Below are 16,056 nucleotides of genomic sequence, written 5' to 3'. Positions count from 1 at the left end.
CTACCTAAAATTTACTATGTCTAAGACCAATATTTTTGTCTACGTCGAACTGTCCAAACTTGTATCAAACCTTAACATCAATGCGACAGTTTCAAAGGAAATTTTGAAGCAACAAGCAGGTTATTTTAATGTTATCGGTGGCCATTATTTTTCTGATACTTTAAACCCTGAGTGGGAAAATATCGTGTCAGAATTGAAGCAACAAGGGCCGGCTTTTGATGACAACAGGCAAATGAAGGCTAATGCATTTATCAATACGATAGATCAGATGTCTCAACAGGATTGTCTTAACATGGTATACCGCATTACCTCTCTCTACGAAAAAGTAAAATCAGAACTGGCATTCGCTGACTGAAAATTCTGTCGGACCAATTTGTGGAAGTAGTTTCAAACATTCCTTGAGAATCTCAGGGAATGTTTTTCTTTTTGGAGAATAAGTAATCAGAGTTTGTCAAAACAAGCCAGTAAGTCTATTCAAAAGAAAAAAAGTTGTATTATCATACTCTATTTTATTCTGTAACTCAATTCATCAAAATGATTACTTTACAGCGCTTAAAAGACAAGGAGACATTTCAGATTTTCACTATTTATCTACGATATTTAATTGGTGGAGCGTTTATATTTTCCGGGTTAGGGAAATTAATTGGAGAAAGATTTATTCCAGCAGGATCTATGCAGATTCCTACCGAGGGGATGGTAATAGATGTCTTTTTTGAAACTCTTTTTAGAACTGGTCTTTGGTGGCGTTTTATTGGCTTTGGACAAGTCCTGGCCGGATTGCTGCTAGTTACTCAGAGATGGAGTACATTAGGTGCCATTCTTTCACTTCCTATAAGTTTAAATATTTTTTTTATAACTGTTTCAATGGATTTTCGAGGCACTCCCATAGTTACCGGGTTGATTCTGCTTGGTAATTTATGGTTGTTATTGTGGGATTATGCTCGCCTAAGAATACTTTTTTATCCCAATAGAAACATAGAAACAGTCGTCATGGCGCCATCCGACCAACTTGGTGTGCCGGTCATTTGGGAATCCCTCGGCTTAGTAATTTTCATAATATCCATTTCTTTTGGTAACCGAGAGAACTTCTTGCTGTGGAGCGCCTTATGTTTGGTCAGCGGGCTCATAGGTCTGATTTATTATAAAATGTATGTTGCTAAACTAAAAAGAAATTAAAGAATGCTGCTTATAATTTGGTTTTGGAATGGTGATTGCAACGTTACAGCTCAATGATGTGTCCAAGGATAAATAAATTATATCTACATTATGAAGCTATCATTGCTCCGAAGTACTTTATTTTCCTGCCTGATTCTATTTCCCGTCATCTTTTTCGGCTGTATTGGTAGTCCGGATTGCCAGGCTCCGCCTCCGAAAATTGCACTTCAAATAATGGATGGAACGCTTACTTACCCAGCTGATTTGGACAGTGCTGCAAGGATAAAGGTGTCATATCTTGAAAATAACCAACAGAAATATGTAGAAGATCTTGATATCGAGGGTGACGTATTTTTTTCTTCGATGCTGATTCAAGACTCCCGTAGATTGAATGACACGGAATTTTCTCTCGAATTAAATGGCAAAGTATTGACAAAGATCAAGTTGGAAACTTTTATCAATAACGGAAAATGCAATGGCTGGGCGAATGTTTCCAAGGTTACCCAAAACGGACAAGACGTTTCAAGGCTGGCAAATGGTACCTATCTGATTAAATAATTCCTGTCTTGTAAGATAGTCTGTTATTGGAAACAGGCCCCTATGAAAACCAGAATTCTGATCAATAATCATAAATTCGATCAGTAATGTAAAAAGTACATTGTGATTGAATCTGGTAAATGCAAAGAAAACCGTGCACGGAGGCCGTGCCGGTTTCGGCGGATATCAGCCGCCTTTTTAATATTAACAGGAATCAGGCGACGAAGGCATCTAAAATCCAACTTGGATTCCAATATTCACGATAGTGTTTTATTTGCTCTCCTTCTAAGGTGATACGACCTATATAAATCTGACAATATATTTTGCCTGTTGCAGTCACCAGTGCACTTCCTTTAAATTCTACAAAGACTATATCTGGATTGGAAGTCGCTGAAAAGGTTAAGTCAGTGAAGTTCCATTGAGTGGCGCTGTGGATCACATTTGTTATGTAGGCAGCAATAACATCTCTTCCCTGCAACAACTTGGAAAATGGGGCAGGCGCATATGGGTATTCCTGTACAGCGTCTTCTGTAAAAAGGCTGCCATAATCCGCCTGAGTCATCCCAGAGCTGGTAAACATTGCAAGGTGGGTTTTAAATAAGCGTTCGGCAAGAGCCGTATTATCATTGGGCATGGTTGATGTCATGAGTTTGAATGAACGTTAAATTTTTTTTGACAGTTTTAAGTTTTGTAACTGTGCAAAACTACAAGGGTTGTAACTAAGCTTTGTTGTTCGTTACTCATAGGATACCGGTAACCAAAAGGATATTATGGCGACAAAAACTCATTGTTTAACACCTGCAACTAATCAGGAATGTAAAGTAGCACAACTCACTCTCCAGGACACCCTGGACGTGGTTGGCGGAAAATGGAAGCTTGTATTGATCTCCATTTTAAGAGGTGGCAAGTTAAAATTCCGGGAACTTTCAAGAGAAGCGGGCATCTCGCCAAGAGTATTATCTAAGGAATTAAAAGATTTGGAAATGCATGATCTGGTTACCCGGACGGTACAAGATACTAGACCTATCACCGTTGAGTATGAACTCACTCCTTATAGTGAAACTCTTTCTGACATGATTATCGCGATGCATGCCTGGGGAAAGCAGCATCGTGAAAAAGTAATTCATAAAACTGTGTCTTGATGCGTAATGATGGTATGCAGTACCATAAATAAGCTATATTCTTGATATTAAAAAATGTAGTAGCAGGATGCTAATTTTCTACCGTTCAGGATATAATCCGTTCCAATTTGGCGCAACATACGGAAAACCAAAACTTATTCGCTATGTAAGCTTTTGACTGGATTCATCAATGCAGCTCTGATACTTTGAAAACTTACAGTAATCAAGGCAATTCCCAAAGCGCGCCCACCGGCTACCGCAAATGTCCACCACTTGATATCAGTTTTATAAGCATAGTCCTCTAACCACCAGGTCATGGCGTACCAGGCAATAGGGGAAGCCAGGATTATAGCCAGACCCACTGGCCTAAGGAAATCTCTGCATAGTAATATGACAACTCCACCAACGCTGGCTCCGAGCACTTTTCGAATACCAATCTCCTTTGTTCGATTTTTAGTCGTGAACATAGCCAGACCCAAAAGACCTAAGCATGCAATACTAATGGCGACAACTGCAAACCAGCTGAACAGGGAAGCTATCCGTTCGTCTGATTTGTATTGTTGTTGAAAATGATCATCTAAGAAAAAGAACTCAAAAGCATTGTCAGGAAATGCTTCCTCGTAAGATTTTTGCAGCAAACTTAGTGATTCCCTGATATTGTTGCCCCGGAGTGAAATCGTCAGAAAGCTACTATTCCAGGGTATATGCTGAAAAATAATTGGACGACTTGCCGTTTTCAGAGATTGCTGATGGAAGTCATTAACGACGCCGACAATTTTTTTGGGTATTACGTTGCCAATTTCCTGATTTAGTGCCTCCTCAGCGGTTGCGAACCCAAAAGCCTTCAACGCACTTTCGTTGATTATAACCGATTCGTTATCAAGAATTAAGTCTTTATTGAAATTTCTTCCAGCCAGCAACTTAATTTTATAGGTTGGAATAAAATCTTCGTCAACAGCCAACATACTGCACAATTTATAATCAGCGACAGCCTCGTGGAACCGTTGCCATTCGTCCGTCCAGAAAATTTCCTGGCCTGGAACTTCCGAGGAAGTCGTCACCTGCTGTACACCTGTATGTCCTAAAATCCGATTTTTAAAAAACCGAACGTCATTCGTAAAGCTATCCGTTCGTAATACTTTTGGAGCTTTAATGATGAGCTTCTGGTCAATATTCATCCCTAAATCGTGCGTCTGCATGAATTTGAGCTGCTCATTAATGACAAGTGTGGCAATGATCAAGAAAATCGAAACAGCAAATTGAAACACCACCAAGGGCTTACGGAACGATTCTCCGCCGGCTTGTTTCGGCAAATACCCTTTTAAAATTATAATTGGTTTAAATGAAGAAAGTATAAATGCGGGATAAAATCCGGAAAGAAAGAAACCCATACAAATTACTATTAAGGACACGATCCAAAATATAGGTTTTTGAACCATTGAAAAACCGTCGGTGTCCCAAATCCAATCGTTAAGGATGATCTGAGTCAATAAAAAAAGACCTATGCCAATCAGTACTGATAAAAGATTAATACCCAATGCTTCGACAAAAAACTGTTGTATCAATTGTGATTTATCAGATCCCAGCGCTTTGCGGAGTCCTACCTCTTTTGCTCGTTCAATACCTCGCGCCGTGGATAAGTTGATATAATTTAGCCAGCCAATAGCCAGAATAAGAAACGCAACAAGGATAAGTAAATAAACAATAACAATTTTTCCGTTTGCTTCAACTTCTGAAGCCGTTTGGGAATGGAGGTGGATCATATTAAGGGGTTGTAAAACAAATGTTTGTCTGATCTTGTATTTCTTCAGTTGCTTGCCAATATGCCTTTCGATAATACCGGACAGTCGTCCTTCTAACGCTTTTGGCGCGGTGCCCGGTCTCAAAAGCAGATATGTATAGAAATTAGTCCAGTACCAGCCTCCGGTGACGAACTGTTGATTTTTGAGCAGGTTTTGGATAGAAAAAACAAAATCGAAATGCAAATGGCTATTTGCCGGAATATCAGCAAATATGCCTTCCACTATGTAGTCACCACCCTGCCAATCTGAACTTAAATGGAGTGTTTTTCCAATCGGATTTCCCTGACCAAAATATTTTTTCGCCATCATTTCTGAAATCATAACCGACTCAGGACGACGTAACACCTGATTGACATCACCTTTAAGCAAAGGGAATGAAAACACATTGAATAAAGAAGAGTCGGCATAAAATGCATTTTTTTCATGATAGCTGACCATTTCGCCCATAGGTTTCCGGTAACTGATCATACCATCTGCCCGGTGCAGCCGCACGAAATTCTCCACTTCGGGAAAGGTTTGCATTATGGCAGGTGCTTCGGCATAGTAGCTGATTACGCTGCTATTCGTCAGAACGCCCTGCTTATAATCATCAAGCCGAATTCGATAGATATTGCGGGAATTGGTATGAAATTCGTCATAGCTAAACTCAGAGAATACGTACCGAATAATTAACAGGAAAGCAGATATACTAGTGGCAAGTCCAAAAATCATGATTATTGAAACTGCTTTATTTTTCAACATGCTACGCCAGGCAACTTTCAAGTAATTCCTTATCATAGCCAACGAAAATTTAGGTTCAGACAATGACGTCGATTTTTGTCATAACTACGGGCTAAATATATAACTTATTTATTAGTTTTGAAACTAATAAATAAGTTATATTAGTCAAAATCATTTTCGATTTTAAGTTAAAATCTGTATCATTTCAGTCTAAGCGATGATATCGCGTGACAATTGCAGAATTTCAAAACAAGTAACTTCTTCGACTGATATCCTTCGTTTTGTCATTCGGGATCGTAGTACTCAAAAAAATCAATATGCTATTTTGCTAAATCCAAGTCAGACACAGGAACTTTAAAATAAGCGATCGTTTTAATAAGCTCTTTTATAGCTACAAAGAGTGTTCTTCGTATATTTAGAAATATGTCCCTCTAAAACATATTTTGCGGCTACCTTGTTTATTCACCAGGGCATAATAATCAATTACATCGGGAAACAAAAAGCATATGATTTTGAATGTCTTGAAAGGTTTCATTCTCGGGTTTTTCATATTTATTTTCGCTACTTTCCTTTGGCACCTTGTTGATACAAGCCATATAAAAACCTTGCGCGTAAAAAATTGTAAAGGAGCCGCGGGGCAAGGTTTAAAAGCACTTAGTGCATTGGTTAAGGATAGCTGGTTTCAAAGAAAACATAACGACATACAAGTTCTTTCAGATGGCCAATGTATGTTCTTCATGTTTTATCAAAATCCTGGTGCGTTATATTTCGGACAAGAAATGACAAGTGGGTACGATATAGGTGTTGCTATGACTACAACTGAACTACATCAGATGGCTGACACAATCTCTCCCAATACGGATTTTCAGAAGATGTTAGATTACCTGGCGGTAAGGGCGAAGACTTACCCCGCGCCGGCGCACGAATTTCAATAAATACTTGAAATTCACTTACATATTCCTACATTCTTCTACAAACAAAGGTTTTGTCTCAAACATAGCTAACTCTGCAATAATCAATTATTTTCCACAGTTCTATGAAAGACGACTGGTTTACAAAACTCTATTTGGGCATTAGCTTAAAGTCGTACTTCGTTCTTTCTCCAACTGTGGCATTACAGCAATTACTGGTTTGAACGTCATTTTTGTATATCGCGCTAAATCCCTGATAAAAGGCTACAAACTTTGGATTTTTTACAAATGGACTGTTCACACTTAAGTATGAATATCCGTTGGGGACATCAGCAGTAATTTCATAATCACCGTTTTCGTCTGACAACACAGAACCGAGTTCCTTTTCCCTTATAAATTCCGATGCATGTAAAGTGACTACAATACTATCTACGGGATTTCCATCTTCATCACTTATATGACCATAAACGGATGAAGTCCGATACTGTTGATCCTTACAAGCACTTGTCACTGCAAGTATATTTATGAAGAAAAATGAAGAAAGTAAGCAACTTAAAGTACTTTTCTTGGTCAAAAATAGCTCTGTCATTTTTAGGAGAAGGTATTAGAAAAGTATGCCATAATCATAAATATAAAAAATTTTAAGCCTGAATGTCTGTTGAATCTCGTGTCCAAACACCTTCACCAAGATCATGGATAGTTTTTTGTTTAGCTTCCTTTCAGAACATTTAGATAAAACTTGACAATCACAATTTTACAGGATTTTTTACAGATTTGAATTGGCCACAGGATTTGTCTCAGCCAAATACGATTTTTCATAAACAACTATTACATGACCATTCACTATTCTTTCAAAAGTCCCAGTTTGCTTAGTTTGGCTTGCAATTTGCTCCCCCGAATATTTTTGTCCAGAATAGTACCATCGGATGAAACAAGAAAATTAGAAGGATATCCGCCTATGTTGTAGGTTTCAATTAGCTTATTTATACTATCAGAATAAATCTGAGGCCATGCGATTGGATGTTTTTGTAAAAATTTCGTCAGCCTTTGTTTGCTGTCTCCACCGACAATTCCTACAAAGCCAATGCTGTCTTTATTAACATTCCCGTATAACTTCGTTAGCTCCGGAAGTTCCTCTACGCATGGCTGGCACCATGTAGCCCAGAAATCAATGAACAAATATTTTCCCTTGTAATCTTGCAATGAAACGGCGCGTCCATCTGAAAAATCCTTTGCGGTAAAAGGCTTAATTTTATAACCTATTTGCGTGGAATAGACATTATCTACTGTTTCTCCTTTTAATCGTAAAACGCCATGGTATTCATCGTACCCCAAATTTCGAAATCTTTTCTTGCTGCCGTTAATCTTAAGATCAAGAAATTCACCGATTTGAATTCCATTGTTAAAGATAAAACCTCTATCCTTTCTTAGGCTATCCATCGGGGTAATCTCAGATACGTCATAGCCGGAAGGATCTGTAAATCCTATGTTAAGTGCTATTGTTTTTTCTTCATCTCCAATTTTTATCACTGAACTTGCGTACCTGGGAAATGCATACGCAATTTGATATTTCTTTGGTTGATGCGGCAGGTATTTGATAACCATAGGAATGTGAGAAGTGACTACACGGCCATCTCGTATTTTATCGTACTCAATTTCATAACTTTTTTTATAATACCGCAGGGTGTCGTTTGGACTGGCGATCTCAGGATAAAAAGGCTTTTCGTCAGTAAAATCAAGATTATTATTCGTATCAATCATTAAACTGAGTTTTCCCAATTGATCTGTGCCGTGAATCAGATATATGTAACATCTGATAGGAAGCCTTGATAACCGTTTTTCATCTGGTTTCCATTCCCAATTTTTTTGCAAAGAAATGTATGAACTGGTGTCAATGTTTCCCTCATTAAAATTCTGATACACAAACTGACGGATATCGGTTTGTACCATACACTTCTTTACATTCTTCCAAAGTTTTGGTATTCCGGATACAGTTTTATAAGTCTTTACCCAAGCTTCTCCACCCGGATCGTCCAACGTATACTCGGCAACAGCAGCAGCATAATTTGCTGGAAAAGATCCAAATCCTTCGATATATGTGATGGGAAGATTAATTAATTTCTCGTCCCTTTCATTACTATTTGTTGTGCAAGACAGGATACACAAATATAGGACAGGTATCAATCTGACAAATTTCTTCATCGAAAGCTGTTTTTTGTAATTAAAGCCATTGATTACAATCAAATACTCATACACTATTTGAGCTTTGAAACAATAAAAATTTAAACAGTTAATATAGCCTAGTATTAATAAGTAACCGATAATATCATACACGTGTTCAATAAAATATCGGCAGATTCGATTAAGATAACCCAGGATTTTCAAACATTTTGGTGGTTACTTAGTTAACGGTAATTTGATTATTCTCGAATCTAAACTATAACAAACGTTTCAAAAAGCGAATGAATTGTATTTGAAATAGTTAGCCAAAAAATTAGTCAATTTTTCTATTTTTTTGCTTAGCTGGCGTACCTCCCTGAAAAAACCAACGTCTTCGTTTTGTTATTAAAAATGACATTTTTTTATATCCAGAAAGATTATTACTCTCTGAAAATGATCTGAACGGCCGGATTTAGGCTTCCGGCTCACAGGCTATTTGTTTTTAAGGAACATTTATTAATACATTTACCGGTTACAAAATAACCACCACCACCTCATATCAATGTTATGAAAACAAATCTACGCCTATCAAATCCATTTATTTACGACTTCACCAGCAAACAGAAACGGCAAAATACCTGTCAATTTAATTCTTTGAGAATAGGATAATTAGTTAATACAGAATTTATTTTGCCGTTATTTTATGTTGGTTTTTTTGATTCCCGTTTCAATATTTCTTATTGTTCTGATTTTTCTTGCTGTAGAGATTCCGAACCGCTTCTCTAACACAGATAGATCGTTCCGAAGATCATTCTTGCTATCACTGCTTGTTCAATCATCATTGATATTTCTATTTAATGAAATATCCTCTTTATTCGATGGCCTTTCACCACGCAATGCCACTATTTTCTGGACAACAATGGTGTTTGCCGAGTTGTTGTTTTGCTTTTTCTCATACAAAAATGGATACTTTCGGAAAGACGCTTTAACTGATGTCCTACATTCGATATCGTTAAAAAAGTCACTAGTTCAACGGATACCTATTTACCTTGGTACCGTGTTATACGTCGTACCGTTGGTGCTACTTATTGCAATCGTTCCTCCCAATAATTTCGATGCGCACAGTTATCATTTAAGCCGGATCATCGAGTGGCTGGGAAATGGCAATGTAGACCACTTCCCTACCCGCCATATCCAGCAACTCTATCATAATATCTTTGGAGAGTATCTGGTGATGCACACATTTTTATTAGCCGGATCCGACGGGTTCGCGGGTTTTGTTCAGTTTTTTGCCTCAATAGGAAGTATTTTTGGAGTATCCCTTTTGGCCAAAAAACTTGGTGCATCTACACGTGCACAAACGCTATGCGCCATTTTGTTATTAACTTTACCTATTGGTATTTTAGAAAGCACCACTGTTCAGGTAGATTATGTAGCGTGCTTTTTCTTTATTTCATTTATTTACTTTGGCCATGATGCGATAGAGTTCCCCCGCGCAGAAACACTGGTTGCAATGGCTCTGTCCCTGGCTTTCGGGGCATTTTCAAAGTATACTATATTGATGTATGCTTTACCGTTTTCAATTTATTTTGGAATCACCTTTTTTAGAAAACTAGGGTTTACTCAAACAATCAAAATACTGGGCTTATTTACGCTCATATTAACATTGGTTTTTTTACCATTTATGAGTAGAAATTACCAGTTTTTCGGCAACGTATTAAGCCCTGTTGAAGGTTATGGCCTGGAAGTGGAAAAGTTATCGGTTGAAGACTTTTCATTGCTTGCCACCATTTCCGGGATTATTAAAAACCTGAGCCTGCATCTCGGACTTCCTTTCAATAATTACAACGTATATCTTGAAAAGTTGATTACCACAGCGCATGGAATTATTGGTTTCAATGTCAACGATCAGCGGTACGGCATGGACATTTTTACCGTACGATTCGATGTACATGAAGATATGGTACCCAATAACATCCATTTTATAATATTGACCACTTCATTTATAGCCCTTTTCTTCGCAAGCAGAGCAACCCGTTTAAAATGGCTTGCATTTTGTGCCTTTATTGGCTTCGTTATTTTTTGTACGATGATGGTTTTTCAACTTTGGAGCACCAGAACACATATGCCATTTTTTGCAATGGGATGTGTTGTATCAGGAATTTTATTTGAGCGTTTGCTTAAAAGCAACACCGTTTATCTTTCTGTCTTCTTGATCATTGCATCGCTCGGCTATGTTATGGGCAATCCCAGCAAGCCTCTGCTTCCTTTGAAATACTATTCAAAGAAGTTTCTTAATTATATTCCAGTCGCAATTTGCCCTGAAAATGAACAGCAGGAACAAGGTGTAAAATTAAGATTAGGCAGTTTTTACGAAACAAATGCCAATGAGAGTAATTGTTTTGTTTTAAAAACAAATCCGAAAGAAAACGATCGACAAGCTATTTTCAAAACATTGGATTCTCTGGGATACTACAACGATGAAAAGTATGAAACTGTTTTTGAGCTAAGTAAGGAGAAGATGTATTTCCTTAGTCATCCAGGTGATTATGAAAATTTTAAGGAGATCATTCCCATTCTTGAAAATGTAAAGGGAAACGTAGGTATACTTTTCGAAAAAGGTAACGGGTTTTACCACTACTGGGCAGTTGCTCAACCGGCAAAGGCAAATTTTGGCCAGATGAAGTATATTGGTTATCGGCCAAGGTATGCACAGCTTGAAAACGCGAAAAAGGAATTTAATTATAGCTACGTACTAGGCGATAATCCGAAACTTCTCTCCTCTTGTTACGCGAAGAGATTAATTGACACAGTATACCATTCGAAATCCTTTTACTTAGCTAAGTTAAAGGTAGCATCCGGTGACAAATTTTTTATTAGTAATTAAGGTCAGGTTTGTTTCATGCCTGTATAACTAGAAACAGATATTTTTCAAGTTTCATCCAAAACAAGAGGCCTGCAAATCATGATTTGCAGGCCTCTATTAATTTCTGAATTCTATTGGTGGAGAATATCGGATTCGAACCGATCACCTCTTCACTGCCAGCGAAGCGCTCTAGCCAAATGAGCTAATCCCCCTTGTTTGGAGTGCAAAGATGTAGGAGAGAATCCGGATAACCAAGTAATGACTGCATTTTTCAATTATATTAATTCAATTAAAGAGTAACAAACTTACAGCCAGTAAATTAAAAAAGGATAAAGCGGCCGTTATGACTCAGCTTTATCCCTATATCTATCTTTTATCTCTTCTAGCTTTTATTTCCGCCGAGCATTTTAGTAAATAACCAGATAACTAATCCGATCACCGCAATGACAAGTATTGCTCCTGTCCACATACCGCCTTTAAAAATGCCACCGGCAAGTTCGCAGCTGGTTAGGCCAATCATTAGGAAAAAGACGATGAGGAAGTTGATGTAAGCTTTCATGCGTATAATAATTTAGGTTGATTCATTTGCCACTTATTATTATAAAAATCATTCCACAAATATGTGAGCTATTATTACACAATTCGTGCGTAGTCCATTGGAATCAGCTTTTGAAGGTCATTTCGTAAAAGCAATTCAAAAAGTTTAACAGTCGCGGCCGCATCGCCTTCTGCACGGTGCCGATTTTCTATCAATATTTGCAGACTTTCACAAAGATTTCCCAAACTGTAAGACTTCAGACCAGGAAATATTTTCCTGCTCAGCTGAACAGTACAAAGTAAATCCCGCTGAAAATATTCATCGAGTGCTGCAAATTCTTTTTTTAGAAATCCATGATCAAACTTGGCATTATGCGCTACGAACCAGGCGTCGCGTGTCAGTTTCCGAACTGAATCCTGAACGTCCGAAAATGTCGGCGCATCCTGGACCATCAGGTTATCAATACCGGTAAGACGGGTAATGAACGGGGGAATAAATATTTCGGGGTTAATCAGGGAGTGGAAGAAATCGACAATTTCAACTCCATTATGACGAAAAACAGCTATTTCAGTGATACGTGCATTTCCTCCTCCTCCGGTTGTCTCTATATCAACAATGGCGTACATTACTTAATGAATATCTGCATAGGTAAACAAATCGTGTTTATTGAAGTTCTTAATTATCTATTTTTCCGAATTCATTCAATTACAAAAAAACGAAAAAATCCCCGCAAATGGCGAGGATTCTTCAAAATTATTCCAATATATTATTAATTATTTACGGTCTTTACTTAGTCTATTTGAAATACAATCGGCAAATTAAAACGCACCCGCACAGGATTTCCTGATTGCCTTCCCGCCTTCCAGTTTGGCATTAACTTGATAACGCGTTCAGCTTCTTCATCGCAACCAAAACCAATTCCTTTCAGCGTATGCACGTCTTCAATCTTCCCATCAGAGCCGACAATAAAAGATACAAAAACTCTTCCCTGAATATTGGCTCTGGATGCTTGCGTTGGGTACTTAAGGTTTTTCCTTAAAAATTCCGCCATTGCAGCATTGCCACCAGCATAGGCAGGCGCCTGCTCAACAGCAATGAATGTTTCTTCCTCAGTAGTTTTCGCTTCTATAACCCTGCCTTTTCCCGCCGGGGCCTCGGCCGCTGGTGGAGCGATGTCCATGATATCAGAAATACCCTCTACCGTTTCTTGTCCGGGTAACGCGTGCTGCAAGTCCTCAATAGTAGGCGGCACAGCTTCCTCCATCACCATATCGTCTGGCAGAACATCATAGGAAACAAATTTTTTCGTGCTTGGCTGAGGCTCTGCTTTTGGAGGTTCTACCGGCACTGGCGGCGGAGGTGTGACGTCAGGTTTGATGTCTACGGTAGTCAGTTTTACTTCAAATCCGATATCATCTATTTCAGGTTCGGGGACCAGCCTCGCATACAGATTTGGCAGAAGCATAATAAGTAAAAAGAACGTCACACCGAGCAATACTGATCGTTGCATGGTGCTGTTGTAACCTTTCCGGAGCTGATAAGCACCGTAGGATTTGTTTCTTCCTTCAAAAACGATGTCGTTCAATGTTTTTTCCATGGCTAATAGATGATTATGTTCAACACTCAATATTTGGAGTGTATCCGGATCAGCCGTTTCAACAATTCCGCTGAAAGCACGCTCAAACGAATCCCCATCCCAAAGTCTTTCTTCTGCTTCGCACGCCAAATGATCGAGAATCTCCGGAAGCAATTCCGGACTCAAACCATTCTTTTTCAAATAATTGCTAAGCAATTCTATCCGGTTTTCTTGAAGGCGTTTCATCTGTAAAGGAGATTAGGGTATTACAGGATTTTTATAAAAACTATTAGCCAGACCAGTTATTCTGTTGCCATAATCTTCGGCGCAAGCAGTAAACGGATCGCATCCACAAAACGTTCAAGATCATTCGTTTTAGCCCGCGCGGCTTCGTTTCCGGGCGTCGTTAAAGAATAATATTTACGCAAGCGGCCATCAACTTCCACAGATTCAGTCACAAGCAGTCCTTCCTGTTCCAATTTATGTAAAACCGGATATAACGCACCAAAGGTTAATGCAATCGCCCCGCCTGTCCGCTCCTTAACCTCTTGTGTAATTTCATAACCATACATACGCTTTTCCTCAGCCAGCAAATTAAGAACTATGGTTTTAAGCGTACCACGCACGTATTCGTTACTTGTTGTGTTCGTATCCATAAGTCAGTTTTTACCTTACAAAGATATATAAGTTTTTTATATATACAATAAGCAAGACTTTTTTTGAGAAGTATTTGGAAATTTTTAAAAAATTTAATCGTCAGTCAACGGAATGGATCGGTTAATACGCTCTTCTAACGAAATGAAGGTCTCAGTTCGCTGAATTCCGTTGACTTTTTGAATTTTGTCGTGAAGAATCTCTCGTAAATGGCCAGTATCCCTGCAAACGATTTTGATAAATATGCTGTAAATCCCGGTTGTATAGTGGATATTTACTACCTCCGGAATACGTTCCAGCTCTTGTGCAACTTCCTCATAAAGAGAACTTTTATCAAGATATACACCTAGGAAAGCACTGATATCCCACCCAAGTTTTGTCGGATCAATAAGCAATTGCGACCCTTTGACAATACCGAGCTGTTCCATCTTCTTCATACGCACATGAACTGTACCGCCGGACACAAACACACGTTTTCCTATCTCGGTATACGGCAGTGCCGCATTCTCGATCAGCAGCGATAGAATTCTCAAATCAGTACTGTCAATATCTGAATATTTTTGCATAAAGAGGATTTTTGTTGAGTTTTTGGCAATGATTTTAAGCAATTTATAGAAATATCGTAAATTTTTCGATTTTTTTATGCAAAAATTTTATATTTTAAATTTAACACCTTACTTTTGCATTGTCATTCCAGGGACGACAATTTATTTTAAATTCCGGAATCGACAAAATATCACATTGTAGGGTGATGAAATTGGCAGCCATGCCCTCCTGTCTCGGGGGTGGTGAATCAGGGATAAACACGGTATAATGCCGACGAGAGTCGACTGGGGTGGACCACCAACAGTATTTTGTATCGCGGCTAACCGCACCGTGGGTGGTTCGAATCCCCCTCCTACAGCAAAAAAAACTTGACAAGCGATTTTTTTCGTAGTAGTTTTATTTGGTTTTTAGTTTGTTGATGAAGTGTAATTTGACACGCGGGTTCATTTTGAAACCTGCGTGTTTTTTCTTTTTACTGCAAAAATGTACTCTCTCAAACTGTAAACGCCCTTTTTCACAACAATAGGTTTTAAAATTTGACTTACGTTTGCTAATAGCAGTTACTGGCCGTAGTTACTCTTCATAGATCATTTTCCTGGTCATGCCTCCGTCAATGACGAAATTTGCTCCGGTTATGAAATTATTTTCAGTATTTGTTAAAAATAAACATGCCCTAGAAATATCTTCTGGCTTCCCAACGCGCCCTGCCGGATGCTGTTTATGATCAGCAGATTTTAGTTCATTATAATCGCCCGTTTCTATCCAGCCCGGACTTATTGCATTGACCATGATTTTATCGGGCCCAAGCGAAATAGCAAGCGCGTGAGTCAGTGCAAGGATTCCACCTTTCGAAGCTGCGTAGGCTTCAGTATTCGGTTCGGACATTAATGCTCTCGTCGAAGAAATATTAATGATCGCACCTCCCCCATTTTCCTTCATGACTTTTGCCGCCTCTCTGCTGCAAACGAATGTTCCACGGAGATTTGTATTCAGCACATAATCCCAATCATCAATATCCAGATCATAAGGAGACTTACTTTTTCCTAACCCTGCATTATTAATCAATATATCGATCGCCCCGAACGCTGATTTAATTTTGACAAAAGCATCTACGATGTCGCTGGGCTGTGTGAGGTCTACGATTTTTGAAAAAACTTCTCCTCCACTTTGCCGTATCAGATTTTCGGTTTCTTCCAGGTCTTCTGTGTTTCTGTCAATAACAGCAAGTTTGGCACCCTCTTTTGCATAAGCAAATGCAACATTACGCCCAATACCTTTCCCAGCTCCGGTTACTACAACAACTTTATTTTCAAACGATCCCATGAATTTTATTTAGACGATGACTTCGGGTGGTAAAATACGATTTGAAATCTTGCCACTGATTTGGCCTAACTGAAATAATTGTACCAAAATAATTTAAGAGACGACAATCCAACTCCATGCAAGTATCTCGTGACTTGAAAGTACAAA

The 16,056-nt window shown here is 38.5% G+C and carries 16 protein-coding genes and 1 tRNA gene; 6 read left to right on the top strand and 11 right to left on the bottom strand.

Features of this window, described 5'->3' with window-relative positions; translation table 11 throughout:
- Nucleotides 1-16 precede the first annotated feature (16 nt).
- From L0657_RS06120 to L0657_RS06110, 3 genes are all read left to right on the top strand, one after another.
- On the top strand, nt 17-355 hold the full coding sequence (locus L0657_RS06120; RefSeq protein WP_235149533.1) for a hypothetical protein: 339 nt from the start codon (nt 17-19) through the stop codon (nt 353-355).
- Nucleotides 356-534: 179 nt separating this feature from the next.
- Complete coding sequence (locus L0657_RS06115) at nt 535-1,176, top strand: DoxX family membrane protein (protein WP_235149532.1); 642 nt, start codon at nt 535-537, stop codon at nt 1,174-1,176.
- 90 nt (nt 1,177-1,266) lie between these two features.
- On the top strand, nt 1,267-1,713 hold the full coding sequence (locus tag L0657_RS06110; protein WP_235149531.1) for a hypothetical protein: 447 nt from the start codon (nt 1,267-1,269) through the stop codon (nt 1,711-1,713).
- Nucleotides 1,714-1,906: 193 nt separating this feature from the next.
- On the opposite strand, the gene L0657_RS06105 is transcribed toward L0657_RS06110, so the two are convergent.
- Entirely contained in the window at nt 1,907-2,338 is a 432-nt protein-coding gene (locus tag L0657_RS06105; protein ID WP_235149530.1) for a nuclear transport factor 2 family protein, read from the bottom strand.
- Nucleotides 2,339-2,462: 124 nt separating this feature from the next.
- Here L0657_RS06105 and L0657_RS06100 point away from each other — a divergent pair, with 124 nt between their 5' ends.
- Nucleotides 2,463-2,834 (top strand): helix-turn-helix domain-containing protein, encoded by a 372-nt coding sequence (locus L0657_RS06100; RefSeq protein ID WP_235149529.1) that lies wholly within the window; start codon nt 2,463-2,465, stop codon nt 2,832-2,834.
- Between the two features lie 134 nt (nt 2,835-2,968).
- Here the strand turns inward: L0657_RS06100 and L0657_RS06095 are convergent, their stop codons facing one another.
- Nucleotides 2,969-5,392 carry an ABC transporter permease gene (locus L0657_RS06095; RefSeq protein WP_235149528.1) on the bottom strand — a complete coding sequence of 808 codons (2,424 nt, stop codon included), beginning with the start codon at nt 5,390-5,392 and terminating at the stop codon, nt 2,969-2,971.
- A gap of 449 nt (nt 5,393-5,841) precedes the next feature.
- Between L0657_RS06095 and L0657_RS06090 the strand changes: the two genes are divergently transcribed.
- Entirely contained in the window at nt 5,842-6,270 is a 429-nt protein-coding gene (locus L0657_RS06090) for a hypothetical protein (RefSeq protein WP_235149527.1), read from the top strand.
- A 127-nt stretch (nt 6,271-6,397) separates the two neighbouring features.
- On the opposite strand, the gene L0657_RS06085 is transcribed toward L0657_RS06090, so the two are convergent.
- On the bottom strand, nt 6,398-6,835 hold the full coding sequence (locus tag L0657_RS06085; protein WP_235149526.1) for a carboxypeptidase-like regulatory domain-containing protein: 438 nt from the start codon (nt 6,833-6,835) through the stop codon (nt 6,398-6,400).
- Nucleotides 6,836-7,089: 254 nt separating this feature from the next.
- Nucleotides 7,090-8,448, bottom strand: coding sequence for a TlpA disulfide reductase family protein (locus L0657_RS06080; RefSeq protein WP_235149525.1), 1,359 nt, complete (start codon nt 8,446-8,448; stop codon nt 7,090-7,092).
- 1,015 nt (nt 8,449-9,463) lie between these two features.
- Between L0657_RS06080 and L0657_RS06075 the strand changes: the two genes are divergently transcribed.
- Nucleotides 9,464-11,293: a glycosyltransferase family 39 protein gene (locus L0657_RS06075; protein ID WP_235149524.1), complete on the top strand. Its 1,830-nt coding sequence runs from the start codon at nt 9,464-9,466 to the stop codon at nt 11,291-11,293.
- A gap of 114 nt (nt 11,294-11,407) precedes the next feature.
- On the opposite strand, the gene L0657_RS06070 is transcribed toward L0657_RS06075, so the two are convergent.
- The 7 genes from L0657_RS06070 to L0657_RS06040 form a co-directional block, all read right to left on the bottom strand.
- A tRNA-Ala gene (locus L0657_RS06070) sits at nt 11,408-11,484 on the bottom strand.
- Between the two features lie 170 nt (nt 11,485-11,654).
- Complete coding sequence (locus L0657_RS06065) at nt 11,655-11,831, bottom strand: hypothetical protein (protein ID WP_235149523.1); 177 nt, start codon at nt 11,829-11,831, stop codon at nt 11,655-11,657.
- Nucleotides 11,832-11,905: 74 nt separating this feature from the next.
- Entirely contained in the window at nt 11,906-12,436 is a 531-nt protein-coding gene (locus L0657_RS06060) for a PolC-type DNA polymerase III (RefSeq protein WP_235149522.1), read from the bottom strand.
- A gap of 164 nt (nt 12,437-12,600) precedes the next feature.
- Complete coding sequence (locus L0657_RS06055; RefSeq protein WP_235149521.1) at nt 12,601-13,632, bottom strand: energy transducer TonB; 1,032 nt, start codon at nt 13,630-13,632, stop codon at nt 12,601-12,603.
- A 56-nt stretch (nt 13,633-13,688) separates the two neighbouring features.
- Entirely contained in the window at nt 13,689-14,042 is a 354-nt protein-coding gene (locus L0657_RS06050; protein ID WP_235149520.1) for a PadR family transcriptional regulator, read from the bottom strand.
- A gap of 93 nt (nt 14,043-14,135) precedes the next feature.
- Nucleotides 14,136-14,606 carry an Lrp/AsnC ligand binding domain-containing protein gene (locus L0657_RS06045; protein ID WP_235149519.1) on the bottom strand — a complete coding sequence of 157 codons (471 nt, stop codon included), beginning with the start codon at nt 14,604-14,606 and terminating at the stop codon, nt 14,136-14,138.
- Between the two features lie 553 nt (nt 14,607-15,159).
- Nucleotides 15,160-15,909, bottom strand: coding sequence for an SDR family NAD(P)-dependent oxidoreductase (locus L0657_RS06040; RefSeq protein WP_235149518.1), 750 nt, complete (start codon nt 15,907-15,909; stop codon nt 15,160-15,162).
- Between the last annotated feature and the right edge of the window lie 147 nt (nt 15,910-16,056).

Origin of the sequence: Dyadobacter sp. CY345, assembly GCF_021502725.1 — a bacterium.
Classification (GTDB): Bacteria; Bacteroidota; Bacteroidia; order Cytophagales; family Spirosomataceae; genus Dyadobacter.
Note: the sequence above shows the minus strand (reverse complement) of the source record. Positions and strands in the feature narration are given on the sequence as shown.

Excerpts from the sequence above, each read along its gene's own strand:
- L0657_RS06115 (WP_235149532.1), top strand. The coding sequence starts at position 535 with ATGATTACTTTACAGCGCTTAAAAGACAAGGAGACATTTCAGATTTTC.
- L0657_RS06045 (WP_235149519.1), bottom strand. The coding sequence starts at position 14,606 with ATGCAAAAATATTCAGATATTGACAGTACTGATTTGAGAATTCTATCG.
- L0657_RS06095 (WP_235149528.1), bottom strand. The coding sequence starts at position 5,392 with ATGATAAGGAATTACTTGAAAGTTGCCTGGCGTAGCATGTTGAAAAAT.
- L0657_RS06055 (WP_235149521.1), bottom strand. The coding sequence starts at position 13,632 with ATGAAACGCCTTCAAGAAAACCGGATAGAATTGCTTAGCAATTATTTG.
- L0657_RS06040 (WP_235149518.1), bottom strand. The coding sequence starts at position 15,909 with ATGGGATCGTTTGAAAATAAAGTTGTTGTAGTAACCGGAGCTGGGAAA.
- L0657_RS06050 (WP_235149520.1), bottom strand. The coding sequence starts at position 14,042 with ATGGATACGAACACAACAAGTAACGAATACGTGCGTGGTACGCTTAAA.
- L0657_RS06085 (WP_235149526.1), bottom strand. The coding sequence starts at position 6,835 with ATGACAGAGCTATTTTTGACCAAGAAAAGTACTTTAAGTTGCTTACTT.
- L0657_RS06080 (WP_235149525.1), bottom strand. The coding sequence starts at position 8,448 with ATGAAGAAATTTGTCAGATTGATACCTGTCCTATATTTGTGTATCCTG.
- L0657_RS06060 (WP_235149522.1), bottom strand. The coding sequence starts at position 12,436 with ATGTACGCCATTGTTGATATAGAGACAACCGGAGGAGGAGGAAATGCA.
- L0657_RS06100 (WP_235149529.1), top strand. The coding sequence starts at position 2,463 with ATGGCGACAAAAACTCATTGTTTAACACCTGCAACTAATCAGGAATGT.
- L0657_RS06105 (WP_235149530.1), bottom strand. The coding sequence starts at position 2,338 with ATGACATCAACCATGCCCAATGATAATACGGCTCTTGCCGAACGCTTA.
- L0657_RS06110 (WP_235149531.1), top strand. The coding sequence starts at position 1,267 with ATGAAGCTATCATTGCTCCGAAGTACTTTATTTTCCTGCCTGATTCTA.
- L0657_RS06065 (WP_235149523.1), bottom strand. The coding sequence starts at position 11,831 with ATGAAAGCTTACATCAACTTCCTCATCGTCTTTTTCCTAATGATTGGC.
- L0657_RS06090 (WP_235149527.1), top strand. The coding sequence starts at position 5,842 with ATGATTTTGAATGTCTTGAAAGGTTTCATTCTCGGGTTTTTCATATTT.
- L0657_RS06120 (WP_235149533.1), top strand. The coding sequence starts at position 17 with ATGTCTAAGACCAATATTTTTGTCTACGTCGAACTGTCCAAACTTGTA.